This is a genomic window from Paenibacillus terrigena DSM 21567 (genome assembly GCF_000374845.1).
Taxonomy (GTDB): Bacteria; Bacillota; Bacilli; order Paenibacillales; family Paenibacillaceae; genus Paenibacillus_K; species Paenibacillus_K terrigena.
In genome coordinates, this window is record NZ_KB895414.1 from 174,675 (window position 1) to 199,810 (window position 25,136).

General features: G+C 48.3%; 20 protein-coding genes and 1 other annotated feature. Of the genes, 9 read left to right on the top strand and 11 right to left on the bottom strand.

The annotated features are described in order from the left end of the window. Positions 1 to 14: 14 nt before the first annotated feature. Together C558_RS0108805 and C558_RS0108810 are read left to right on the top strand one after the other, a co-directional pair. A complete protein-coding gene (locus C558_RS0108805; RefSeq protein WP_018755896.1) occupies positions 15 to 887 on the top strand; it encodes a carbohydrate ABC transporter permease in 873 nt (290 codons plus the stop codon). A 139-nt stretch (positions 888 to 1,026) separates the two neighbouring features. Next, positions 1,027 to 1,596, top strand: coding sequence for a superoxide dismutase family protein (locus C558_RS0108810; protein ID WP_018755897.1), 570 nt, complete (start codon positions 1,027 to 1,029; stop codon positions 1,594 to 1,596). 37 nt (positions 1,597 to 1,633) lie between these two features. On the opposite strand, the gene C558_RS0108815 is transcribed toward C558_RS0108810, so the two are convergent. From C558_RS0108815 to C558_RS0108830, 4 genes are all read right to left on the bottom strand, one after another. Further along, a complete protein-coding gene (locus tag C558_RS0108815) occupies positions 1,634 to 2,827 on the bottom strand; it encodes an MFS transporter (RefSeq protein ID WP_018755898.1) in 1,194 nt (397 codons plus the stop codon). A 36-nt stretch (positions 2,828 to 2,863) separates the two neighbouring features. Next, positions 2,864 to 4,891 carry a DUF5107 domain-containing protein gene (locus tag C558_RS0108820; protein WP_018755899.1) on the bottom strand — a complete coding sequence of 676 codons (2,028 nt, stop codon included), beginning with the start codon at positions 4,889 to 4,891 and terminating at the stop codon, positions 2,864 to 2,866. A 21-nt stretch (positions 4,892 to 4,912) separates the two neighbouring features. Further along, positions 4,913 to 7,279 (bottom strand): glycoside hydrolase family 95 protein, encoded by a 2,367-nt coding sequence (locus tag C558_RS0108825; RefSeq protein ID WP_018755900.1) that lies wholly within the window; start codon positions 7,277 to 7,279, stop codon positions 4,913 to 4,915. Between the two features lie 288 nt (positions 7,280 to 7,567). Then, entirely contained in the window at positions 7,568 to 9,076 is a 1,509-nt protein-coding gene (locus C558_RS0108830) for a sulfatase family protein (RefSeq protein ID WP_018755901.1), read from the bottom strand. 114 nt (positions 9,077 to 9,190) lie between these two features. Here C558_RS0108830 and C558_RS0108835 point away from each other — a divergent pair, with 114 nt between their 5' ends. After that, positions 9,191 to 10,048, top strand: a complete 858-nt coding sequence (locus tag C558_RS0108835; RefSeq protein WP_018755902.1) for a helix-turn-helix domain-containing protein — start codon at positions 9,191 to 9,193, stop codon at positions 10,046 to 10,048. A gap of 75 nt (positions 10,049 to 10,123) precedes the next feature. Here the strand turns inward: C558_RS0108835 and C558_RS0108840 are convergent, their stop codons facing one another. Beyond that, on the bottom strand, positions 10,124 to 11,656 hold the full coding sequence (locus C558_RS0108840; protein ID WP_018755903.1) for a 2-isopropylmalate synthase: 1,533 nt from the start codon (positions 11,654 to 11,656) through the stop codon (positions 10,124 to 10,126). A gap of 111 nt (positions 11,657 to 11,767) precedes the next feature. Beyond that, positions 11,768 to 12,001: a binding site (T-box leader), on the bottom strand. A 203-nt stretch (positions 12,002 to 12,204) separates the two neighbouring features. Between C558_RS0108840 and C558_RS0108845 the strand changes: the two genes are divergently transcribed. The 5 genes from C558_RS0108845 to C558_RS0108865 all read left to right on the top strand — a co-directional run bounded on the left by C558_RS0108845 (position 12,205) and on the right by C558_RS0108865 (position 15,297). Next, positions 12,205 to 12,855, top strand: coding sequence for a cupin domain-containing protein (locus C558_RS0108845; protein ID WP_018755904.1), 651 nt, complete (start codon positions 12,205 to 12,207; stop codon positions 12,853 to 12,855). Positions 12,856 to 13,024: 169 nt separating this feature from the next. After that, positions 13,025 to 13,393, top strand: coding sequence for a GntR family transcriptional regulator (locus C558_RS0108850; RefSeq protein WP_018755905.1), 369 nt, complete (start codon positions 13,025 to 13,027; stop codon positions 13,391 to 13,393). Next, positions 13,390 to 14,091, top strand: coding sequence for an ABC transporter ATP-binding protein (locus tag C558_RS0108855; RefSeq protein WP_018755906.1), 702 nt, complete (start codon positions 13,390 to 13,392; stop codon positions 14,089 to 14,091). The genes C558_RS0108850 and C558_RS0108855 overlap by 4 nt, the downstream gene beginning before the upstream one ends. Further along, positions 14,078 to 14,746 carry an ABC transporter permease gene (locus C558_RS0108860; RefSeq protein ID WP_018755907.1) on the top strand — a complete coding sequence of 223 codons (669 nt, stop codon included), beginning with the start codon at positions 14,078 to 14,080 and terminating at the stop codon, positions 14,744 to 14,746. The genes C558_RS0108855 and C558_RS0108860 overlap by 14 nt, the downstream gene beginning before the upstream one ends. Beyond that, positions 14,743 to 15,297, top strand: a complete 555-nt coding sequence (locus C558_RS0108865; protein ID WP_018755908.1) for a class I SAM-dependent methyltransferase — start codon at positions 14,743 to 14,745, stop codon at positions 15,295 to 15,297. Before C558_RS0108860 ends, C558_RS0108865 begins: the two co-directional genes overlap by 4 nt. Before the next feature lie 72 nt (positions 15,298 to 15,369). Here C558_RS0108865 and C558_RS0108870 read toward each other — a convergent pair whose 3' ends face one another. The 4 genes from C558_RS0108870 to C558_RS33705 all read right to left on the bottom strand — a co-directional run bounded on the left by C558_RS0108870 (position 15,370) and on the right by C558_RS33705 (position 19,177). Then, a complete protein-coding gene (locus C558_RS0108870; protein WP_018755909.1) occupies positions 15,370 to 15,681 on the bottom strand; it encodes a hypothetical protein in 312 nt (103 codons plus the stop codon). A 119-nt stretch (positions 15,682 to 15,800) separates the two neighbouring features. Next, positions 15,801 to 16,289 (bottom strand): SRPBCC domain-containing protein, encoded by a 489-nt coding sequence (locus C558_RS0108875; protein ID WP_018755910.1) that lies wholly within the window; start codon positions 16,287 to 16,289, stop codon positions 15,801 to 15,803. 211 nt (positions 16,290 to 16,500) lie between these two features. Beyond that, positions 16,501 to 18,954: a glycoside hydrolase family 38 N-terminal domain-containing protein gene (locus tag C558_RS0108880; RefSeq protein WP_018755911.1), complete on the bottom strand. Its 2,454-nt coding sequence runs from the start codon at positions 18,952 to 18,954 to the stop codon at positions 16,501 to 16,503. 85 nt (positions 18,955 to 19,039) lie between these two features. Then, a complete protein-coding gene (locus C558_RS33705) occupies positions 19,040 to 19,177 on the bottom strand; it encodes a hypothetical protein (protein ID WP_156826048.1) in 138 nt (45 codons plus the stop codon). A 53-nt stretch (positions 19,178 to 19,230) separates the two neighbouring features. On the opposite strand from C558_RS33705, the gene C558_RS0108890 reads away from it, so the two are divergent. Further along, complete coding sequence (locus C558_RS0108890; RefSeq protein WP_018755913.1) at positions 19,231 to 20,319, top strand: serine hydrolase domain-containing protein; 1,089 nt, start codon at positions 19,231 to 19,233, stop codon at positions 20,317 to 20,319. Between the two features lie 122 nt (positions 20,320 to 20,441). Here C558_RS0108890 and C558_RS0108895 read toward each other — a convergent pair whose 3' ends face one another. Then, complete coding sequence (locus tag C558_RS0108895; protein ID WP_018755914.1) at positions 20,442 to 21,182, bottom strand: MerR family transcriptional regulator; 741 nt, start codon at positions 21,180 to 21,182, stop codon at positions 20,442 to 20,444. Between the two features lie 123 nt (positions 21,183 to 21,305). Then, positions 21,306 to 24,710: a DUF4855 domain-containing protein gene (locus C558_RS32510; RefSeq protein WP_018755915.1), complete on the bottom strand. Its 3,405-nt coding sequence runs from the start codon at positions 24,708 to 24,710 to the stop codon at positions 21,306 to 21,308. Positions 24,711 to 25,136 lie beyond the last annotated feature (426 nt).

Sequence of the window (25,136 nt, forward strand, 5' to 3'; positions counted from 1 at the left end):
AAGGGTGACATCCAATGTATCACAAAACGCTGCCTTACCGGATCTTCTCCATCTTTAATTATGCTTTTTTGGCCATTATTTCCGTACTCTGCGTGTTGCCGATGCTGCACCTATTCATGGTATCCCTCAGCTCGCAAGCACCAGCCAATGCTGGTCTGGTGAAATTATGGCCTATCGGATTTACATTAGAAGCTTATACCAAGACCTTCGGCAACGCCAATTTCCTCTCGTCCTTATGGGTATCGGTTGAACGTACGGTGCTCGGAACAGCGCTTGCGATGGTCGTTAATACTGCCGCTGCCTATGCGTTATCCAAAGAAGCGCATACGTTCCGCGCGCGTAATATTTACATGTGGTATTTCGTCATTACGATGTTGTTCACCGGCGGACTTATTCCGAGTTATATTTTAATCTTGAAGCTAGGACTCATAAATACCCTAGCAGCACTCATTCTTCCGGGCTTAGTCGGGGTCTACAACGTCATCCTGCTGCTTAATTTTTTCCGTGCAGTCCCCAAAGATCTTGAAGAAGCTGCTTTTATGGACGGTGCTGGGTATTTGCGATCATTTATTTCGATCTATCTTCCGATCTCTCTGCCCGCGATCGCAACCGTCTCGTTATTCATTATGGTAGGTCATTGGAATGCCTATTTTGACGGATTGATCTACATCAAAGAATCGGAGAATTTGCCGCTCGCGAGCTTCATGCAGACGATTATCGTTCAAGCGGATATGACCAAGTTCGATCCTTCGCTCGTAGCCAACTTATCACAGCGCACGATTCGTGCTTCCCAGATCTTTATCGGCGCGCTGCCTATCTTGATGGTCTATCCGTTCCTACAGCGTTTCTTCGTCAAAGGAATTGTCATTGGGGCCGTCAAAGAGTAGAAGATCTATCGAAGCGTCTTTCGATTCATCGTTCTTACGAGGATGCATACATTCATTCTTTCCAGAAGAGGTTTGCTTTTGCCGTTATTGGGAAAAATAGATGAATGTTTGATGCATAAGAGCGATCAATTGGAGGCGTATGAAATTGAAAAAAACATCTTGGGCATGGCTTGCAGGCGGCATAATTCTTGCATTAACAGGCTGTGATGCACAGCAATCCGCTATGCACGTATCTGCAGCCCATGAACCCTCAGCCAATGTACAACCGGTAACATCCGATATTATCAATGGCAAAGGCAAAAAAATCGGAACAGCGACATTCACGCAACTCGCAAAAGGTGTCCAAATTGATGTATCCGCATCTGGACTCAAAAAAGGATTGCATGGTATCCATATCCATGAGATGGGCAAATGTGAAGCGCCAGACTTCAAGTCGGCTGGCGGACATTTCAACCCCACCAGCAAAGAGCATGGATTTAACAATCCGAATGGGGAGCATGCAGGAGATCTTGCGAACCTCGTCGTCGGCTCAAACGGCAAAGGTGAAGTGCAATTCGTCAATACTGCAGTGACGCTGCGGAAGGGCGAACCGAACTCCCTATTCAAGGAAGGCGGGACTTCACTCGTCATTCACGCAGATCCGGATGATATGCACACGAATCCTGCTGGCAACTCCGGGGATCGAATCGGCTGCGCCGTTATTCGCTAACAACAACTAACCATTCAAGCATAGCCCCCTCAGGCACCTAACCATGGTACTTAAGGGGGCTATTGTTCGGTATACGCTTCTCACGAAGCAAGATAAACGTCATCAATGCCAGTGATGTCATTACCAGAGCTGCTGGTATCACGAAAATGGTCGGTTGGTAACCCGGTATAAGGAATGGCAGCACATAGCCGACCAAGGAAGCGGTCTGCGATAAGAAGACATATAGACTTGATCCAAAACCGACTCGCGTATGGAACATCCGCTGTACGTACCCCATGGCTACGCCATACAAAACAGACACGAAGAAGGAATACAATGGTTGAACCATAAAGAAAATAATGAGCGGCGGTGACAGCGCGTACGTTATGTAGACGACGATCGCACATAAACTGGCGATGAATATCACCTTTTTACTGCCATATCTCGCAGCCCAATAGCCCGCTAAAGTCATAAATAACAGTTCGAACACTGCTTGAGCACTCCACAAATAAGACATCAACTGCGGCTCCTTAAATTTCTGAACAACAACGAGCGGCAAATAAAGCCCGCGCAGCGCATCACCGCAGGAGAGCAATAGGAGCGCAATCAGCATGATGATCGAGAGCGGCTCACCCATACTCTTCTGGGATAGTGAACCGACTTCTTCTTCTCGGAATACGAGCAGCAAAGCTAATAACATGACATAACCGAGTAGATTTCCCCACAAAATCCCTTTAAAATCAGCGAACAAATAGACATTCGCGCCGACCAACAGCCCCGTGAAAAACCCTACACTATACGTGGTACGAAGCCAAATTTGAGCCATTTCAAAAAACGCAGACGCATGCCGCATGAAGTGATTGCGAGCCATAGCGAACAGCTGCCCCATGATGAGCCCTGAAGGTGCAACGATGAAGATCATGCCAATCAAAGCTATGTCGTATGTAGAGGCTTGCATATAGATCGTAAGACCGATGATACATAACATACTCGCAATAACAGGGAGCGTCTTCTTACGCTTCATTCGATCACTGATCAATCCAACCGCAATCGTCGTGATCATATTCAACAAAAGCGCAATCGAGAAAATTGAGGTAATCTCCCATTTGCTAAGTCCAATACCATCCCTCATATACACCGCATTCATCGGCGCGAGAATGCCCATACCAATGCCATAGGCGAACATCCCGATAATTAACGGTTTTGCTCCATGGATGCGGAAAAATTCTGTCATATCGGCCAACCACTTCATCTTACAGCCACGCTCCTTCTACTTATCGACTTCTACTTAAGGGCTGATTAGTCGAAAATCGATATTCATAGGCGGTGGGAAGCTCGCCATCGCTTCTTCCAGAATCTGCGGTGTGACTTCCGTGTGTCTTGCATTCGCAAGCTGCTTCGCATGATATTGATACCATAGGTCTACGATCCGAACTTCCCCTTCGCGAATGACAGCAAATTCTGTGTTGAACAGCTTCTCGATGAAATCATGCTTATCCAGTTCCAGTGCTGCCGTGCCCATGATGATCTGAATGCGATCGCTTGCAGCGAAACCCGCAGGCAGCGCTTCATAGACATCCCAGGCTTGCTGATAGGCTTGACTTGAAATGAATAGATTCAAATATTCTTCTACAAATGCTCGATCCGGGAAGCCATTCGCTAACGCATAAGCTTGTTCGTAGAAGTCGAGCGCTGCAGCTGCATCGCCTTGCTGCGTCTTCACAACGGCTAAATTACGATAGGCCCAAGCGGATGGTGCAATGCGCAACGACTTCTCCCATGCCTCAACCGCTTCTTTCTCGAGCCCATACTCGTATAACATCACACCGTAATGCAGGAGTGAAACCCATGACGGCTGAGCCGTTCTAGCCATACTTTCCTGCAACAGCTTGAACCACTCCTCTTGAATCATCCATGAAACTGGAATACTGTGAACATCCTGAACAGGCAGCTGTCCATCCTTCAGTAGTGCAAGCCACGGATACTGAGGCTCATCGAGTGTGATATCTTCGAAATAGAATCCAAGCGGAATACCACGTTCGCTCAGATCCTCACGACGCACCCGTTCCAGAGCGCCCCAGCCAGATCCTTTGGACAGAAGACGATCCGGATGCTTCTCTGCCAATGCTTGCAGCTTCAGATGCATATGGTTCACATCATCTTCACTTAAGACGGAATCCACATGAGCTTGGATGTACTGGTTCGCTTCCACCCAAGGCGTCTCTAAGGATTGAGCTGCATCAACATGTGTAACCCCGAACATTTGCGTAAAATCCCATACCGTATTGGCGGGCATTTCGATGCCATGACGCTGTGTGGGAGCAAGCCCACCCTGCACTTCGATGTAATTGCCTTCGCCAGGCTTCGCAAGGAAGTCGCACCAGCGTCTTCCCCCTTGATGATTCCCCAAACAGAACATTTTACGATAGCGAAGCATTAGAGTAGAGCGTTCATAGAATAAACGGCCATCTTCATACGCAACCGCCTCCCACGGTGATGGATGAGCTGCATCGGTCTGGAAGAAGTATTCATTCGAGAAGGGAATTCGCATCGGATACGAGGCGTCAACCTGTGGCTCGGATGGCAAATGAGGCAGATCAGCCAGCCCGAAGCCTTTGACCTCCATATCCATATAGATGACCTTGCTCGTCGACGAGAATACGCGTGCATCATGCGTCTCTTCCACGGCAATGTTGGTCCACCAATACATTGGAACCGGCTGGTCACGATCATTCACCATCCGCACATACACAGCGAGCTGTTCTGCGCCTGGTGGAAGATGACAATCGATATGCCAGAAAATATTTTTACAACGTTCATATTCATAGAGTCGCAGAAATTCGTTGCCGTCCTCATCCTTAACCGCTGCAGCATGAAGGGGGGAGCATGTCGTAAATGTATGGCCTATCTGCCCGATATTCCATTCAATCCCGCCCGAGAACCACGCATTGAGAATCGATAGATTGGCAGGCTGTAGGACTGGATTTCGATACAAAATTTCGCGATTTGTTCGCTTATCCTTCAGCGAATAGAGACGTCCACCGTATTCTGGCAAGAACGTCGCCTTCAGGATATCATTTTCGAGAATAATGGCCTTAAGCCCGATATTCTTGCGGTCCCGTGTATAGCGATCCTGCATCCGATAGGGCAAATAACGTTCCCCCGTCTCGTATCCCAAATATTCGCGTTGTTCTGCTGTGAACGTTCCGTTCTCCGCCACTTCACTATGATGATTACGGCTCCTGAACATCGGAAGCGGATTCTCACCTTCTACAAGCGTCCCTTCCAAATACAATGTTGACAAAGTGACTTTCATCGTACTCACCTCACCCATTGATTATTTGCAAATTCGTTCCTGTTCCGCCCATGTCAGTTGAACAGCTATGCCAGCCTTACAGACGATTTCCTTCGCTTCTCCTTGATAACGAACCTTGCATGTGCCGTCTCGATCGGCAACAATGACCGCTTGTGTTAGCTGACCGGCAGACCATTCCATGCTTACCGTATAGCCTCCTCTTGCGCGAAGCCCATGGATATGACCCTGCTCCCACGCGGTAGGTAGGGCTGGAAGGAGATGAATATCCAGCAGATGACTCTGCAGGAGCATCTCGGATATTCCCGCAGCTGCGCCGAAGTTCCCATCGATCTGGAACGGTGGATGTGCACAGAACAAGTTCATATAAATGCCGCCTTTTCGATAGTTGAATGCTTGGTCCGTACCGACCTGCATGAAGTTGTTTAATAGTCGCAAAGCACGATCCCCATCGAGAAGCCTCGCCCATACCGCAACCTTCCAGCCCATGCTCCAGCCCGTACCTTCATCTCCCCGCCGCGCCATCGTATTCCGCATCGCTTCACAATAAACAGGAGCATGTTCTATTGTGAATTGTCTTCCAGGGAAGATCCCGAACAAATGCGAGAAGTGGCGATGCTGCGGATCGACTTCTTCGTAGTCTTCATCCCATTCCATCAAATACCCTTTGCTGCTGATTTGAAGCGGCTTCAGCCGTGCTAACGCATCTTGACATCGGTTCGTAAACACTTCATCGACACCCAGCAGTCGACTTGCCTGATCCGCAATCGATAACATTTCCCATGCAATCGATAAATCCATCCCCGATGCTTGGGTTACCGATCGCGGCTGTCTAGTCACTGGATCATAGAAGTGATTCTCGGGTGAAGTCGAAGGGCTCGTTACCAGCTGACCCTCCTCGTTCTCTATCAGCCAACCTAGCATGAATTCCGCCGCACCTTGAATCAATGGCCACGCCCGATCTTTCAGGAAGCATACATCCTGACCGAACAAATAATGATCCCATAAATGCTGGCAGAGCCATGCGCCGCCCATTGGCCAATAGGCCCAGGTCGCCTCCCCGGTCGGTCCAACATTGTTCGTCCGCCAAATATCAGACATCGTATGCGCGGTCCATCCGTCACAGCCATATTGAATCCGTGCGGTTTTCGCTCCCGTCACGGCTTGTTCTTCAATCAGTTGGAAGAGCGGTTCATGGCATTCTGCCAAATGACAGCTCTCCGCTAACCAATAATTCATCTGTAAATTGATGTTCAGGTGAAAATCTGCATTCCATGGCGGCTGCACCATATCATTCCAAATGCCTTGCAGATTAGCAGGCTGCGTCCCTGGCCGAGAGCTCGATATTAAGAGATATCGTCCATATTGGAAGAGAAGGCACGACATATCTAAATCTTTCTTGCCTTGCGCCATCCGCTGCAGTCGTTCGTCCGTTGGCAATTGCACTGCATGGCTATTTTCGGCATCGTACAATTCAAAGTCGACCCGATGAAATAACGATTGGTAATCGGCAATATGAGCAGCTTCTAATTCTAGATAGTTCTTCCCCCGCGCCTTCTGCAGCGTATCCCGACATGACGCCACAGGATCAATGGATGTCTGACCGGGGATCTCATCAAAGCGCGAGTAGCTTGTTGCACTCGTATATAACAACGTGGCATGGGTCGCTCCCGTAAGATGAACTCGGTCTGGTTCAATCCGTACCTGTCCATCTGTCTCTGCCACGGTGATCATCGCTGCGAACCGTGTGGATAGACCCTCATCATCATACACAACGGCAGGTTCAATCCCGTTATTATGGTTCTGAACCTTTGTCGGTGCGATTCCCGTCAGCAACAAGCCCTGTCCATCGGATGACACCTGATAACGAAGCAAGGAATCCATCGACACCGCTACATCCAACGAGTTTTCCGGCGAACGCTCAAGTCGTATGACCATCACTTGATCGACGGCTGAAATGAACATTCGGCGCGTATGCTGCCGATCGCCAGAGCCCACCATTGTTGTCGCGATCGCGGTATTCAAATCCAGTTCCCTCATATACACTTCTTCATCCGATAATCCTTTGAAGTCGAGATAGACATTACCTAGCGGCTGATAAGGCTGCACCCCATGCCCGTCCGTTCCAAGCATATGCTGCTCAACAAGCGATTGTGCTTCCGCAAACTGTTTGGCCGCAATATATTCTCTTGCTGCCGATAAATAGTGCAAGGCATCTGGATTATGCTCCTCCCGAGGATAGCCCGCCCATAGCGTATCTTCATTCATTTGCAGCCGATCACGGTCCTGCCCCCCAAAGACCATGGCGCCAATCCTACCATTCCCTAATGGGAGCGCTTCCGTCCACTGCAATGCCGGTTGTCTGTACCACAATTTCGCAGCTTTTTGCATGACCTTACCCACCTCATTTTATGGTTGTAATGTACGATCAAAGTCGAAAATATTAGCTAAAAAATACAACTATATTCATGAATTCATTGAAATTATATATCACTAGACATAGGAAATAAATAACAATTCACAACGTCAATCGAGAAACCGGAGTGAAAGATTACAGTCTCCACGTCGTGATGCATGGCAAAGGGTGGATTGAGCTCGATGATGCTACTACACTTCAGAGGATGATCGCTGGGAAATCTACTGGATCCAATTTTAGGCAGGGGGTTCGAGCTCTACGAACTAAGCATGCCAGATGCGAGGCATAGGCATCGGTTCTTTCCCGAGCTCCGCCCATATGTATTTCAGCAATAGTTCTGATTTTAATGACTGGTATGCAGGATCTTTCCACAAATTGTGGCGTTCTTGCGGGTCCTGTTCGAGATCGAAGATCTCACCATAGGTCTGATTATAATAGACGGTTATCTTGTAACGCTCATCAATATAAGTCTTCTGATGAATCGTTGTCGGCTCATGATGGAATTCACAGATCGCATGATCTCTCACGCACACATTGGACCCACGCCAGACCTCACTTTGATCCACCCCCGTCATGATCGGCGGGATATCGATACCACAGAAGCTGAGGAATGTCGGCGCCAAATCTACGAGCGATTGGATCGCAGAAGACTGAACTCCGCTTGGCACATGATCTGGATAGCGCACAATGAACGGCAGCTTCATCAAATCTTCGTAATGGAATCCGCCTTTGTGCTGGAGCCCATGCTGCCCAAAGAAATGCCCATGATCGGTCGTGAACACGACGATTGTATTCTCCGTGAGATCGAGCTCATCCAGCTTATCCATAATACGTCCAATATATTTGTCCATCAGACTGATCATCCCGTAATAGGTTGCAACGAGCTGCTTTCGCTCAGATTCAGGCGTCAAATGCGAATGATAACCATGAATCCCGTTGCCTGTCTCTCGCAAGTGACTGAAATCCGGCCGTTCCTCCTGCGTCATCGCAAAATGCGGCGGATTCCGATCATGCTCCCCTGTCGATATGCTTGGAATCGTTAGATTATCGGGGTCATACATCGCATCCCATGGCGCAGGTACAAGATAATCAGGATGCGGGTCGAAGAAGCTGGACCACAAGAAGAAAGGCTTATCTCCCGCCTTCGATTGCTCGAGCACCGCATTCGTTCGCTCCGCAATCCACGTATTATAATGAAATTCCTCTGGAATCGGCCACGTGTGCTTGATTGCACGATCCATCGTCCCCGTAGGCGCCACGAAGTAATCTCGCCAGTTCGTACAACCTTTCTCCTCCAGCCATAAAGCATAATGCTGTCCCACATGTGCTTCATTCGTATGATTCCGAGCCAATTCCACATGATCGAATCCATAGAAAGGCCCCTTATACGAACGCCAGAATTCCAAGTCCTGCAATATCGGATAAGCTTCGAGCGAGGGATATTCCTCCGTACCATGAAGTGGCTGAAAGTGAGCTTTCCCGATCAACGCCGTCGTATAGCCTGCGGCGCTGAAGTCTTCCCCAACCGTATGGCGGTCCTCGTGCAGCTTCGTCCCTAACGTCCATGCGCCATGTTGACTCGGATACATCCCTGTAATTATCGAAGCGCGTGTCGGCGTGCATGTCGGATTCGGACAATAAGCGCGTGTGAAGGTCGTCCCCTCCCGTACTAGTCGGTCCAGATTCGGCGTATGGATCTCACGGTTAAATGCCCCGATCGTATCCCAGTGCTGCTGATCGCTCGTTATCAACAAAATGTTCGGTCTGCTCACACAACCCTCTCCTTAAGCTTCATTTTCTTCATGATTACTTAGAAGATTATCTTGTCTCAGCTCATTTGAAAATGACATAATGTATTTAGCAAAATGTTAGGTTGGAGGTGGCTCATGAAAGAACATGCCGTCGAATTCGCGGATCTCTGGCACCACATGCCCTCCAAGGTTGAACGTACCGGAGGCTTCTGGCTTGTCCGCGCGGGTCGCAATCTCGCCAAACCCAATTATCATGTGGGTCCGAAGCAAATTGATTGTTATGGATTGCATTTCATCGTCAGCGGAGATCTCCAGCTTGTTCATGAGGATGAAGTAGTTCTACTGCATGCGGGCGACTTGTTCTGTTTATTCCCTCATAACACCTATGAATATCGAATCGCCTCAGATAAAGAGCTAAGGATGGTTTGGCTCACGTTAGAAGGTCCGCAAATGCGTGAACTGATGCGAGCCATGGGGCTTCCCCTTCATCTTCCTTACCGTTCTTCGGTTGTAGATGAAGCGGTGATACACCTACTACAGGAGGTGGAGCAGATCATCTGGGGTGAGGAGCCAAAATGGCGGCGACATCTCACCCTCCTCGCTGTACTACTTCGACTGTTCGAACAGTTAGAGATTTACCCGGAAGAGCACGATAACGTCAAAGCACCGTCCAATGCGGATTGGATTCATGAGGTGCATCAATTCCTTCAGCTGCATTATGCGGAGCCATTGCGAATTGAAGCGATTGCGCACCTCTTTGGGTTTCATCGTTCTTATTTCACACAGCAATTCACACAAAATACAGGGCAATCTCCTCAGCAATATTTGCAGCAGCTTCGGCTGGATCGCGCGAAAGAACTTTTATGCAGCTCCAGCTTACCGATTGGCGAAATCGCATTATCCGTCGGATATCCTGACCTGTATATGTTCTCCCGCGCTTTTAAGCGCCAAGTTGGGTGTTCTCCATCTGCTTATCGCGAAGGAAGCTGCTAAGTCAGTGCTATGTAGCAAAAGAGCCCTGGGTTTCCCCGAGGGCTCTTTGCTGTGTACATGTACGTAATTGCTGATTTAGCTTACCGTCGCATCCAACAGAATCGCATTGATCCCATTCAAGAAGGCAATAGCACTTGCCTTAATGATGTCTGTATCCATCGCACGTCCTGTATAGACCTTATCTTGATAGACAATCCGAATATTGACCCGTCCGACTGCATCTTTGCCGCGAGAAAGACTGTTAATCTTATAATCCTTCAACTCCACATCGAGTCCGACCAACGTCCGAATGACACTATACAACGCATCTATAGGTCCATCTCCTACACTGCTATCGGTTAGGATTTCATCCCCTTTTCGCAATCGAACCGTTGCCGTCGGATGCAGCTCGTTGCTTACCACTTGGAACGATTCCAGTTCATAGAGCTGATGCTCGCCTTGTGCTAGTGTCCGGTGATTCGTCACCAGGTAGAAGACATCATGGTCATAGACTTCTTTTTTCGCATCCGCAAGGGTTAGGAATTTGTTGAACAACTGCTCGAAGTCCGCAGCATCACTTGTATCGAAGCCCATCTTCTCGACGGCATTCTTAAACGCATGACGACCCGAACGAGCAGTCAAGATCAATTCCATACTCTCGGCTCCCACTTCCTCCGGTGTCATGATCTCATAGACCTGTTTATCTTTAAGCAATCCATCTTGATGAATGCCTGACGAGTGCGCAAATGCATTTTCGCCCGTGATTGCCTTGTTCACTTGGACATCCAGACCTGTCAAATGACTGACCAAGCGAGACGTTCGTACAAGCTCCTTCGTATTGATGTTCGTCGTGCAGCCATAGAAATTCTCTCTGACTTTTAACCCCATAATGACCTCTTCAAGCGAAGCATTCCCCGCACGTTCACCAAGGCCGTTAATCGTACATTCGATTTTCTGCGCTCCGTTCTTAATCGCACTCAGCGTGTTCGCTGTTGCCATGCCTAGATCATTATGACAATGAACACTTAGAATGACATCGGGATTTAAGTTCTTCAGCCGATCATTGATACGGTAAATCAAATGACCGAATTCCTCTGGAACCGCGTAACCTACCGTATCCGGTACGTTAATCATCGTCGCTCCAGCCTTCACCACAGCCTCAATCGTTCCCCACAAATATTCGAAATCCGATCTTGAAGCATCTTCCGTAGAATATTGTACATTCGGCAACAGTGTCTTCGCGTACTTCACCGCATCAACACCCATTTGCAACACCGCGTCCTTCGAACGGTTGAATTTCTTCTCCACGTGAATGTTCGACGTACCCAGTACGATATGAATCAACGGATTTTGTGCAAGTTTAATGCTCTCATAGACCGCATCAATATCGCCTTTCACGGCACGTGCCAGCGCTGTAATCGAGACCGTATCCCCTACACTGCGGGCAATTTCTTGCACCGCTTGGAAATCTCCAAGGGAAGAGGCAGGAAATCCTGCTTCGATAATATCGACTTGAAGACGTTTTAACTGTTGAGCAATCTCTATTTTTTGATGTAAATTCAATTTCGCGCCTGGAACCTGTTCTCCATCTCGTAGTGTCGTATCGAACACGATAATATTGCGACTCATTTGAATTCCTCCTCTAATTTTCGTTCGTTAACCATGTCATGGATGTTCTATATGCGTTAGGTTTGTTAGTTAAACCCGGAATTTAACCAACAAAAAAACCCCGTCTCTATGTATAGAGACGAGGTTGAACTCGCGGTACCACTCTAATTCATTTCTACTTCAGAAATGATCTCCTTCGATGGCCATCACCATCTATCCTTATAACGGTGGAATTCCGGCTTACCCTACATCATTCAGGCAGCTGTTCATAGACGAGTTCGAAATGAACGACATTACCGCTTCGCACCTACCAGCGGCTCTCTGAAAAGTCAATACACTTCTACTATTTCTAATCGGTACATTTAAGATTCATTCAATTATTTGTTATTATATGGATCGCCAATTGATTTGTCAACCGTATTTTTGACATCTAGTCCAACACACATACACCTGCTTGTACTTGACGGCTAATGATGCTATCCCAATTGATAGGCGCAATTTGGATCATTGTGACATAACCTATTCCATCGGGCTTATGCCTACTACATTCGCGAAGGGCAGGGAACACATTGGCAGTCTCTTATATGGACTTCACGTCTCCAACCGTTCAGTTTACTTACGATCTGAAGAATAATCCCTTTTACAAAAAGGATGCAAACAACTACATTCTCGCATTATCCGTCAATCAACTTAATACGTTGGGGAATGCCTCACTGCTCGACATCTTCCTCAGCAAAGATAATATCGTGGAGCCTCATTACCATCAGAATGCGACGGAATTGGTATATGCTATCTCAGGCTCTACTGTCGTCTCGATCCTCAATCCGTTCACCAATGAATTGGGCAATTATCCGATTCAACCTGGACAAGTGGCCAATGTTCCGCAAGGATGGTGGCACTACGAGGTCGCGACATCAGATAATACACATCTGCTCGCAATCTTCGACGCCCCAGTCCCAGAATTCATTGCAGGTTCGGATATTCTCCGATTGACGCCAGCACAAATATGGGCGGACACGTATTGTCTGGACGAAGCCAAAGTGAAAGAAACGTTCGCACCAATTACGAAGACGGTTGTCATCGGACCACCAAGTGATTGTAAAACAACGTCAACAACGCAGACGCAAGCAGCCAACATCGTCAACCAGCCTGCGAGTTCCAACACGCCACCTCCAACAAGGCAGCGGCAAGTTATCGGTAACGGGCTTAATTTCCAATAAGACAGGACCCACTTCAATTGCTTATTCAATAGTAGTGAGAGACACCAGGGGAAGCATCCACTGGTGTTTTTTGTATATATCCGCTCATTCCCATTGACTTCCAATTATTGTTGTATTACTGTATTAATTAATTAACACAGTGGTAGTCATTGCCGGCTTGGAGGCGATCATGGAGTTCAATAAAATCGAACCCATTTATGCACAAATCATTCAAGACATTAAGCTCAAATTGTTCAACGGGACGTATACCCTTGGTCAAGTAATTCCCTCACGCCGTGAGCTCGCCAAGACGCTGGGTGTCAATCCCAATACGATCCAGAGAGCGTACAAAGAAATGGAAGATATGAACCTCATCGTAACGCATCGCGGTCAAGGGAGCTTCATTACGAGTGATGCTGCTGTACTCGCTGCCATTCGGGAAGAAGCATTATACGAGGCTATACATCAGAGCATGGGGCTGCTGCGATCTTTCGAGAAATCCGATTCAGAGATTCTTACGCTCATTCAATCCTATCTTGAGAGGGGAACATCCTCGTGATCCAAGTATCTAACGCATTCAAGCGATTTGGTAACAAATTAGCGTTAAATGATGTATCGATCACCGTCGAAGAAGGTCAAATCATCGGGCTGCTCGGGACGAATGGCGCAGGAAAATCAACCTTGCTCAAAGCGATGGCGGGCTTGCTGAAGCTCGATCAAGGCTCTATCACCTTCGATGGTGCCTCGCCAAGCATTTCTACGCGAGCCTCGACAGCATATTTGCCGGATATGGATATCTTGTATCCATGGATGACATTGTCCGACGCCATGAAATACATGCGGGGTTTCTACTGGGATTGGGATCCAGATAAGGCACATCGATTATTAGATTACTTCGAGTTAACCGCTTCTTCCCCTATCCGACAGGCTTCCAAAGGCACGCGCGCCAAGATGAAATTATTACTCACTCTAAGCAGGCAAGCGAGGTACATCCTGATGGATGAACCCTTCTCTGGCATAGATCCCTTCGCTAGACAGCAAATTGCACAAGCGATCATCGATGACTTCATCGAGGAAGGACAGACCATTCTTATTACTACCCAAGAAATAACGGAAACAGAGCATTTGCTTGATGAAATTCTATTCCTTTATGAAGGGCGATTGCTGCTCACGGGCCAGGTCGAGAATCTCAAACAAACGCGTAATCAATCACTACTCGATATCTTGAAGGAGGTTTATGACGGTGCACGCCTTTAAAAGACTGCTGTTAACCGAAATTCGCAATCGGAGAAATGTGTTATGGATTCTGCTATGCGCCCACATCCTCCTGAATATCGCGATCATCTTCCTTACAGCGCATACAAGTTCAGATCAGCTTTCGTATTTGATGTCGCTGAATATCGCACTGCTATGCGCCATGCTGATCCTTCCTTTTTTACGCTCCTTCTCCACTTGGCGGGATGAATGGAAGCAGCATTCCATTTACCAACTATTTGTTTTACCCGTTCCTCGTTCCTATCTGCTTCTAACAAAATCCCTCGTTATTCTTCTTGAAGCCTGCATGATCTTCACTATCACAGCGATTTCACTATGGATTCAATACAAGGTTAGCCATGGACTACTATTCCGCGCGGAACCCTTAATCACAATCGATGGTCCCAAACTATTGTTCATCATTAGCATCGTACTCAGTTCCATTTCTATCGTCCTGCTGTGTGCCATGAGCCTATTCATTGGTCAATGGGTCGGCAAGCTCTCCCTTCTCCTCACCTTCGTCAGCTTTGTCGCTGGATTGTTCTTATGGTCCATGGTGTTCTCGTTATTTCCTTATTTCTTCACGGTGCTCGTGCTAACGATCGGATTAGCCTGGTTCAGCCATTTTTTACTGGAGAAGAAGGTGTACGCCGAATGAGAAAGCCTTCCTTTATCAGAGAATTTCTTAGCCATGCAGGACAAGTGGGGAGCATCATCCCGAGTTCACCGTTCCTAACCCGCAAAATGCTGCCGAAAACGATTCCTTGGCATAAGATGCGGCAAATCGCAGAGCTCGGTCCCGGTACCGGTGTATTTACGCAATCGATTCAGCAGCAGATGCCTGCGCATAGTCAACTCTATTTGTTCGAAGCCAACGCTAACTTTCGCGAAATGTTGGCACGTCGCTTTCCATCCTGTTATCTGCTGGGCGATGCGCTGCAGTTAGGAGAGGTGGTGAGTGCATCGGGGCGGCCCTTTGATCTCATCGTCTCGGGACTCCCCTTCGCGAATTTCACCGAGACAATAAGATATCAAATATTTGACGCGATTCATGAATCATTGACACCTAATGGAATCTTTGTCGCCTTCCAATATACCCTACTTCTTAGGCCACAATTCCAGACCCATTTCTCGTTGATAGACATCGGGTATACCTGGATGAATGTACCCCCGGCATGGGTTTTCAAATGCAAAAAGAGATGCGTGTGATCGCACCTCTTTTACTTGTATCTTCGCTTGTCGATAGGATCTCCAGATGCGCTGCGCTGACTACCACTGAGATTATCCTTCTGCCACATCCGCCCGTAATTCTCCCGCGACCTCCATCATCTTGGGAATTACGGCTTCATTGGTGCCCGATACGTATATATCCCCTTGATAATACCGGAATGGGATCTTGGTATCATTGTAGCTCCACATGAAAAAATCTCCCTCAATGGACATGCTGCCGGTAGCGTTTGTTACTGTAAAAACAGATGTATACGAAAAATCAGGTTTGGATGCAAAATACGCTTGGCACTCTTCCAAAGAAATGGTTTGTGCTGTATTGTCATTTTCCTGAAATTCTCTAGTAATACGATAGCGTTGACTCATTAAAATGCCTCCATGATCATTCATATTGCTCAACTGATGGTTGAAAAATCTTAACATCCTCATGGAAAATTGTAAAGCTGCACATGTCACATCACCATCAGTTCAATCGATGCACCATCTCATTGGCTGCGCATCTCCTCTTCACTGTCCCCATGAATCAGCGAACTTGTTCGAACTGCAAGCGTCGCTAGTACTTGTTCCCAGTGCAGCTTCATTTGCTCACGTGTATCTGCATCTGCTAGCTTCTCTTGATGAAAACTGATCGTGATTCTGTCCGGTTTATCGGATAACAGTCGAATTTGCAGTGTAGACGGGCGTTCCCATACCCTCGTGCTCCATGCCATGCGAAGCTGGTGAAGCGGCTTCAATACCCGCAATTGTCCAGAGATGCCATCCCGGGATTCGAAGAATTCCCCGACTTGCAATTGTTGAAGCGTGTTCTCGTCTCCAATCCATAGCGACTTCCCTTCCGAAGAGACGAGATACGCCCACGCCTGTTCTCTCGTGATAGGCAATGTTCGCCTTACACCAACCTGGAAACCGACGCTCGCCGTCTGTCCGACGATTTTATCTGAATTCGAACTTGAAGAGACTTTATGGTTCACCATCACACCTCATCCTTCAATGGATTATTAGCACGAACATAGATGTTCGTCAATTAACGAACGTTTGTTTGTATCATAATATACATCAAAGAAATTGTCAATTATATCCATACGATTCACTTCATTTCGATCATTGTTTATCTTCTATACGGATTGCCAATAGAAAACGGCAAGCCGCCTCCATGAAGGAAGAGCTTGCCGTTCTTATACGGTATTAACGATCCACTCGAGCAACGGTGAATCCTGAGGCGAGTGATCGCACACGATTCATCGCCGCTTCAGGTGAAGGAATGTTCGAGTCATACTGCATGCGATAGTGGAATTCGTAGAATCCGCCCACAGTCGCTTTGAAATTGGTCTCCCAATAATTGCTCAATGCCCACACATAGAGATGTCTCGGTTCATCACCCGTCTGCTGGGTATGGACAATCCGCTTGTCATGTGCAAGGGAGCCTAACTGAATCAACGGTGTATCCGGCGTCGCTATGAGCAGTGCCTCCTGATGGCCGTTCTCTTGATTTGTAAGACTGAGGCCCTCCTGAATGCAATAGTAATCGAGACACGTACCAGGCAGTTGATCCACACCGGGTCGAATTGGCGCACCAGCTTTATCGAGCCAGAGCGTCTCGTGGTCTTTCACACCCAGCGTAAACGGCACCGAGATGTAGAGATTCTCCGGATTCCATACGCTGTCCTTATGCAAGCGAACGGATACGTCCACACGATTCGAATCGGCATAAACCTTTAGATGGACCGAATAATAAGTCATGCCAGCGACTTCATAATGTAGTTCAACCCTTGCGAACAATGGCCCTTTGTTGCCTTCCTTCATTTGCATGATTCGTCCAATAGAGCGCTGTACATTCAAGCCTTTACGATTACGGCCCATCTGCCTCCGAACTGCGCACTGGCTTCCCCCATCCCTCGCATCCGTTGCCGGAGTCACCTCATAGATCGGCGTAAACGCATGATGATCACGATCTGCCCGCAGCAGGTCTTCTCCCGTTTCCTTGTTCAACCAGCTTACGATCCCCTCATCGTTCCAGCTGATCTGCACATAATCCGATTCAATCGCATGCCTACTGACCTTAATGCTTTGCTGATCGCCGCCACCTGGATAGATGTCTGCGATATCATAGACTTGATCGGCACCAATCAACTGCACATTGTTCGTTGTTCTCGGCTCAACATGCTTCACGGGCTGCAGATAGAATTCTTTGCTTGCCATTGAATCCAATGCTACATTCACCGTATAGCTCTGATACCCACTCTTCTGGTGAGGAATGACACTCCCCGTAGCCGCATCGATCACTTCCAGTCCATCCTTGAATCGAACGACCTCATACCCCTCCAGGTTCAATTCAACGAGTTCACGTGAAGGCGTAGGATTTGTATTCAACACCCGATATCGGAAAGGACGATTCGGATACAGAAGTGCTTCACCCTGGCTATGCAGGAGCTTATCCCACGCACGATATGCGAGTGTGCTTGCGTTAGATGCGTAGGCTTCCTTCCGAATGCCGAGCTGCATGACCTGCGAATGCCATGGTTCATAGATCGAAGAATGGAAGCCCCACGTATGTTCCGCGTACATGACCAAAGGCTGCTCGATCGCCGTAATTTCTTGAGGCGAAATGACTTCGTGGCTAGGGTCCATCTGCCGAATTTTCCGAAGCGTCCGCTGCGCATCCCGGAACATCTGCGTGTGAAGCGCTGTGGAATTCACGCCGTCAGACCACCAATCCGGCCAATCGCCGCGATACACTGGAATATCGATATCAGATTGTTTGACGATCTCGAAGAAATGGCTTAATGTCGTCATTTCGATATGAATTGAATCGCCATGCTTCGCATTCCACTCATGGATGAACGTCATTAATTGGCCGTTCGGAGCTCCATTATCTGTCGCTAGGCCCGAGATCATAACAGGGACGAAATCAGCTGGGTACGCTTCCGTTTCCAGCTGTGCCAAATACCGCTGAATTCGTATCTCCGCAATTTCCATCTGATTCTCGACGATTGCAGGCGTCACGAGCTCATCGCGAATCATATAACTGCCGACCGCGTCCGGACAGAGGGCGAGCTCATTGCCGAGCATATAATGATCTCCATTCCAGACGAGCAGCTTGTCCCCGCGGGATGTCTCCCACCAGAATGGGGTCTGCTTGCGGCCTAACGGGAACATCCCGTGATGCGTATGCACGCAAGAGAATAGATGCTGTATTCCTGAATCGATCAAACTCTGCGCATAACCCCAGCTATAACCATTGATATCCGCCGTCATCGCAGAATCCACTTTATGTCCGATACTGCGCCCGTACGTAACCGCCTTGCTAAGAATGCTCCGTAGAAGATGTTCATCCGGCAATTCGGTCATATTCAAATAGGTCCCGGATAGCTCGATATCCCCATTACGTACTGCTTCCGCAAAAGCGGATTGCTCCTGCGGTGTCGCCTGTTCCAAAAATCGTTCCACAGCCCAGAAGGTCTCGCAGCACCATTTGAATCCCTGCCAGGTCGGCTGTCTGCCAGACGATGCATCGCTAAGAATCTGCAAAGCCTGACGAATAAACCCGACATGATACTGCTCGATTTTCTCTTGACGGTCTGTATAACCAATATCGGTATGGGAGTGATGAATCACATAAATTTTCCAAGGTTTCTTCAATGAGATCAATCTCCTTTGTTCTTAGGTAATGCCCTCATTGTAGCGACGATGCGAATGGATGTATTTATGAGAACAAGTCATTTTTTTATAATTTGGAGACATCCCTCGGATCCGGATTTAGATAATAATAGTTCATCATATAATCTAAATAGACATTACCCTGATCCCCTGCATTGAATTTGTATTCGATCGTATTGCTTCTGCCGGTTACACGAAACTCCATTTTCCGCACAAGTAACATTCAAATTGATCCTATGTTGAAAGGAATGACAGACGATGAAAAAGGAACAAACCGAGGTCGCCATCACGGAACATTTTTGTAAAAAAGTACATAACGACTCGAAAATCCAGCATGCATCTCTGCTGGTGCACTCCGATCGGCTCGGCATTCACTTGAACTTGGCGGAAGGTCGGGCCGAACATCACACGATCCATCCTGAGCAACCTTTCTACATCGCAAGTATCAGTAAATTGTTCACGTCCGTTCTTATTGGCATGCTGGTAGAAAAGGGGCAGCTGGCCTATGAAGACCCCATCTCACGGTATCTGGACCAAGATCTGCTGCATCAGCTGCACTTCTATAAAGGCAAGGATTATACGAGTGAGATCCAAATCAGGCATTTATTAAATCATACGTCAGGGCTTCATTGCTTTTTCGAGGATCAACCGAAGCAGGGGAAATCGATGATTGATAGGATTATCGATGAACCAGAGCGAACATGGACGCCGCAGGAAGCTCTGCTGTGGGCCAAAGCCCATCTACACGGACATTTCCCGCCGGGCAAAGGATTTCACTACTCAGATACGGGCTATCATCTCTTGGGGCTCATCATTGAGAAAGTCACCAGCCTGCCTTATCACGATGTTCTGCTAATTTATATTTTCGCGCCGCTCCGCATGTATGACTCTTATATTGCACCCGGTAAACCGATGCACCAAAGTGAATATCCATTAGCGCGTTTATTCGTTCGACACATCGATGTGACGGATTATAACAGTATTAGCTTCATGTACGCCGGTGGCGGGATTGTATCGACGACGGAAGACCTGCTGCGATTTATGCGAGCTCTTGTAGGCCATGAGCTGATTTGTTCGCAGACGATAGACACAATGATGAAGGATTGGGCGAGATTCTTTCCAGGAATTGATTACGGCTACGGGGTGATGCGTTTTCGAGCCATCCCCATCCTCATGCCGGCCAAATACCATGCCTGGGGCAATGCAGGCTCAACAGGGTCCTTCATGTTCTACCATCCCGCTACTGACGCATATCTGATCGGCAGTATGAATCAGTTCCGATACCATCAGAAGGGTATAAGGCTTATGATGCAGACGATCGATAAGCTGCTGAAATGCGATGCCTGAACGAAGCTATCAGATCCCCCAACGCATCAGAAAGAGCTCCGCGAATCGCGGAGCTCTCGATGCTTATCTAGACTTTCCACTCGACAAACTCGTCCGGATGGTATCGAATATACGAGCTAATACTACCTAGGATCTATGCAGAAGGACGCTGCAGCTGCTGCAAGATAATAAGCCAATCCCGTCTGCTGACCTTCTAACATTTGAAGATGGAAATCATCCGTTAAGAAAAACTGGGTCTGCGCAGCAAAATCAGTCGGCGTTATCGTATGCCCGTGTGCGTTCAGAAAATCAAGATGACTGCCTATCCGCTGCCGTATCTTCTCATCGTGATGCTTCACGCCATTCCTTAGCGATTCCGCCATTCCCGCCATAAACGCCATCGCTTCCTTGGCTTGTTCATTCATCTCCGGCACATCGATCGGACCCGCTTCATGAAGATCATAATCATAGGCTTGCTTCAAGTGCTGCCGCTGCGCATCCAGCGCCTCTCTCCAGGCTTCGTCACTCTCAAACCCCCGGAATAATTCTTCCACATCCGTCCGTGTCCCATCCTTGGATTCGCGTAGAGTCTGAAGAATACGTTCCAGCCTTTGCTGACGTGCCTCAAGCAGCTTCTCCTGCTCACCCAGAATTTGAATGCGATCGGGTTCGCCTTCAAGCAATTGTTTGATTTGTTCGAGCGGGAACTCCAATTCACGATAGAACAATATTTGCTGCAGACGCTCCAGCGCTTTGGTTCCATATAACCGGTACCCCGCATCGCTGATCTCCTTTGGGATGAGCAGGCCCATTTTATGATAGTGATGTAAGGTTTTGATCGTTACATTGGACATTCTTGATACTTCGTTGACCGTATAATGCATGTAAATGCACCTCCTCTGCTCAGTGTAAGGTCTCCCCTTAGGTAAGAGTCAAGTCATGAAATTCTCAGTTAAAAAAAGCACCCATTCCTCCCGAATGGGTGCCTTGCTTCCTTAAATTCCCGTTTACTTCACAATCTGCTTCGCGATAGCCGCCAAGTCCGCGATATCAATTTTGCCATCACCGTTGAGATCGCAAGCTTTAATCGCCGCCCAGTTCGGATCTTGGCTGGTCCGGCCATAATTTGCCGCCGCGATGGCCAAATCGCCGATGCTGACCTTGCCGTCACCGTTAACATCGCCAGAATTGCCCGGCGTAACGACAGTCACTTGAATCGTCAGCGATGCGGCCCTAATGCTTGATTCCGCCCCTTGATCGTCTGCGACAAGCGCATTCGATACGGCAATCGTCCCCGTTATCGGCGCCGTCACATTCTTGGCCCGGAATGTCAGCTTCAATACGTTCGCTTTATCGCGAACGCCATGTGCTGCTCCTTCACTCGCGACGATGAACCGGAGCTTGCCCTCTGACGTTGTCATTTTATCCACAATGCTCACGCCTGGCAAGATGGATTCTGCACCGACATACGTCATCGCAGCCGCATCGTACTGCAAGGATAAATCTTGTGCGTATACGGAACCGCTCACTCGATCGAGTCCGAGAGTAACCGTAAACTCTTCTCCTGCCGCAACCGTGCTTTTACCCGTTAGCGTCATCGTAGGCGTATCCGGCTTCGGGGGCACAATCGCACTTCTAAATTCCTTCACCGCGTCGCTTAGTGCGTTCACTGCTGTATCGACTTCGTCTTGCTTCGCCGCGCTTCTATCGTACACCGTCTGGGCAGCAGCGATCGCAGTAACCAGCTTCGCTTGAGCTGCTTCGGAGACTTGCCCTGGCGCTGAACCTACGCTCGTATCGTCATGCAGCTTCTTCGCTTGATCGATATCCGCTCTCAGCTTGCTCTTATCAACGTCAATGCCGAGAACTTCGATTTCATCAAGGAAGACCCAGACGTTGACCGGGAATTCGACCTTGACGTAGCGGGCGTACACTTTATCAGCTCCCGCTTCTCCCGGCACACCGTCAATTATCCCGCTCCAGCTCACGAACTCGGCTGAGGCTGCATCTTGTGCCGGTGGTGGAGTAACGGTTGCAAGCCGGCTCCAGGATTGGCCGTCAGATGAGATGGAAAAAGTGACGCTCTGAGGGAAATAGATACCGGGTCCTCTATCCTGAAGAAAATGAGCTCTAACTAGCCCGATCGATTTGCTGCTGCCCAAATCAAATGTAATTGTGCGGCTTCGTTCGTCAGGGTAGTCGCTCCCCGCAAATCCCTGCCATTGCTTGTTGCCGTAATCCGTCCCGCCGAATTGGCCGTTCGTAAGTTCGTTCCCGGAATCGGGATAGTTGCTGTTAGGCGGCTTCGAAACCGTATAATTTTTGCCAAGAACTAAATTGCTGAGCCCCGAGCTGTCAGACCAGGAATGAATGAGAACTTGAGCGTAGGTATCAAGTATCGTTACTGCCGGAGCGGAAATCAGCCCTTGCGATTGCACGGCTGGGTCGTGAATGTGCGCGAGAAAATCCTTCATATTTGCTACGGCATCCTTCGGCTTGTTTTGCTCCAGAAGAAGCTTGATGGTCTGCAACCGATTCGACAACTCACTGCCAAAAGCCGAATCGATTTCTTTCGATGCGACATAACCCCGTACAAGCTCAGACATCGTCTCTGGCGCCGGGCTGTTGTTAGTGGCGTACGTTCCGTTCAAATATTGGTACAACCAGTCATACATTAGACGCAAATCAGGATCCTTACTCACCCCTAAGTTGTATACTGCATTATTGCCTTGGTAATAAGCTCTAAACCCTTTTTGCATCAAACCAGTTGAGACGCCGCTGTTCAAGTAGTCGATATAACGTTCGAGGAATACGCCGTCCGTCAACATCCGGTCATCAAACTCGACTTCGATCCCCATCCCATACCGCTTAGCATTATTCGCGGCATCTTCCAGACGGTCAACATCCATTCCGCCGAAGAAGTAGTTCGGCTGGTAGGCAACGGTATCAAACCCTACGTCTTTCCACATATAGCTTTTGTATGCCAAGGAGTGAGGAATCCAGAAAAATTTCAGGTTCATGTCATGGACTTTGCCGCTTACGGCTTTAACTAGGTCCGGTCCCGCAGCGCTTGTGCTGATTTGCTCTTCCAGCCAGTACATGCCGACAAGCTCCAGATTGGAATAATGCTCGGCCTGCCATCTTTGGCGGACCTGATCCAACCACCACTTCACCGCTTTTTGCCTGTTATCTAGCGCTTTCGCTTTGCCGACATCGGAATCGTTGAAGCTTTCGGATACGCCGTCACCGTCAACGTCGCCAAAATTTTTCAAGTCTTCGCCTGGATTCGGAATCATTAGTACAACCTTCACTTTATGATCAGGCTGATTCAGCTTGGCTCCGACTTCCACGGTAGCCTCATTCAACTGCTGCATATCCCCCTTGGCTGCAAAGGTTTTATCTAAATACCATTTCCAGTCCTCTAGGATCGTCTGCCCAACACCGAAATCCCGTCCGGCAGGCGAAGCCAGCCCGAGATATAACACGCCGTCAAACAGCCAATCGGTCGGCTCGCCATTTTTATTCACATAGCTGATGTTCGGGATAATCCGTTCCTTCTTCCAATCACCCAGACCATTATCATACTGTCCGTTATACAGCAGATTCAGATTTCGGATCCCGGCCGTAGCTTCCCCCGGTGCCAAAAAATGAGGCTGCTCGGCAGGAACCTTCACGGCTCCACTCAGCTCACCGTCCGTACCCATAATTTCGATTTCATCAATGTATTCCCATTGCGATTGATGCATCGTAAAGATGACTTTCACATAACGCGCATAAGCCATCTTGCCATCCGTATTCCCACCTTTGATTCCGTCCCGGCTGCCGTCCCACACAAAGGTCTCCTGTCTAGGCGGTCCTTCCCCCCAGAGCAGTTGGGTGGCGTTATGGGAGAGCAATCCCCAATTCGCCTTATCGTCTGAGACATACATCGATACCGTCAGCGGCACGAGGATCGAGTTGGTAGGATAATCTTGGAAGAAATGAGCTGAAATCTTTCCGATCGACTTTTCCTTACCCAAATCGAACACGACTTCGCGCGATTTGCCGCGCAGATGTCCTACCCACGCCGGGTCATTCATATCCAACTTGGCGTATTTTCCATCTGTAAGCTTGTGCCCGTCGTCGGGATGTGAGGCTTCCGGCGCTTCGGACCATTCATAGGAAAGGCCTGCCGCGAGATTGCGGAATTTCACCTTGTCCTCGATAGGGGGTGTTGCAGATTTCCTGCCATCCGCCGGTTGATCCGGTACGGCCTGTGGACTTTCTGTATCATTTCCTTCCGTCTGGTCTGCATCTCCCGCCTGCGCGATCGTTACGGCCGGAACAGGCGATTTCGCCTGCACCGCAGAAACCGGGGCCATCAGCAATACTGCCGCCATCAAGACGGATACCCATTTTTTATTCGAATTCATCAAGACCAGCTCCTTTTTAAATTCTCTAAGTACAGAAATACCTGAAACCTTTACACCCATTTTCCTGTTCCGGGTGAACGCTCGATTTTGATCCCCCCTTTCACGAAATCCGTAATAAAAAAAATCGATGAAGTTCTGCAGACTAACCCGTTAGCGCTTTCAAAAGAGAAGAAAGGTTTTCCCGGGTAATAATTCTGAAAAGCGATTTCGGGCCCGTGCTTCCGCATGGATTCATGATAATGGGGGATTTAAAAGGAAGGCAAGCAACATAATTTGATATGCTGCGCAATATTTTCGCACGCAATATAAGGCGTATTCATGCGTAGAAAATGGTTCAGAAGTAAAAAAATGTATATCAATGTAAAGAAAAGTGCATGGTCTTATGTAAGGAGATAGACACACGAAAAAAGGCCCTGTCCGGAATGG

Excerpts from the sequence above, each read along its gene's own strand:
- C558_RS0108820 (WP_018755899.1), bottom strand. The coding sequence starts at position 4,891 with ATGAAAGTCACTTTGTCAACATTGTATTTGGAAGGGACGCTTGTAGAA.
- C558_RS33705 (WP_156826048.1), bottom strand. The coding sequence starts at position 19,177 with ATGGAGTTTCGTGTAACCGGCAGAAGCAATACGATCGAATACAAATTC.
- C558_RS32510 (WP_018755915.1), bottom strand. The coding sequence starts at position 24,710 with ATGAATTCGAATAAAAAATGGGTATCCGTCTTGATGGCGGCAGTATTG.
- C558_RS0108815 (WP_018755898.1), bottom strand. The coding sequence starts at position 2,827 with ATGAAGTGGTTGGCCGATATGACAGAATTTTTCCGCATCCATGGAGCA.
- C558_RS0108835 (WP_018755902.1), top strand. The coding sequence starts at position 9,191 with ATGAAAGAACATGCCGTCGAATTCGCGGATCTCTGGCACCACATGCCC.
- C558_RS0108890 (WP_018755913.1), top strand. The coding sequence starts at position 19,231 with ATGAAAAAGGAACAAACCGAGGTCGCCATCACGGAACATTTTTGTAAA.
- C558_RS0108810 (WP_018755897.1), top strand. The coding sequence starts at position 1,027 with ATGAAATTGAAAAAAACATCTTGGGCATGGCTTGCAGGCGGCATAATT.
- C558_RS0108850 (WP_018755905.1), top strand. The coding sequence starts at position 13,025 with ATGGAGTTCAATAAAATCGAACCCATTTATGCACAAATCATTCAAGAC.
- C558_RS0108825 (WP_018755900.1), bottom strand. The coding sequence starts at position 7,279 with ATGCAAAAAGCTGCGAAATTGTGGTACAGACAACCGGCATTGCAGTGG.
- C558_RS0108875 (WP_018755910.1), bottom strand. The coding sequence starts at position 16,289 with ATGGTGAACCATAAAGTCTCTTCAAGTTCGAATTCAGATAAAATCGTC.
- C558_RS0108865 (WP_018755908.1), top strand. The coding sequence starts at position 14,743 with ATGAGAAAGCCTTCCTTTATCAGAGAATTTCTTAGCCATGCAGGACAA.
- C558_RS0108870 (WP_018755909.1), bottom strand. The coding sequence starts at position 15,681 with ATGAGTCAACGCTATCGTATTACTAGAGAATTTCAGGAAAATGACAAT.
- C558_RS0108840 (WP_018755903.1), bottom strand. The coding sequence starts at position 11,656 with ATGAGTCGCAATATTATCGTGTTCGATACGACACTACGAGATGGAGAA.
- C558_RS0108895 (WP_018755914.1), bottom strand. The coding sequence starts at position 21,182 with ATGCATTATACGGTCAACGAAGTATCAAGAATGTCCAATGTAACGATC.
- C558_RS0108805 (WP_018755896.1), top strand. The coding sequence starts at position 15 with ATGTATCACAAAACGCTGCCTTACCGGATCTTCTCCATCTTTAATTAT.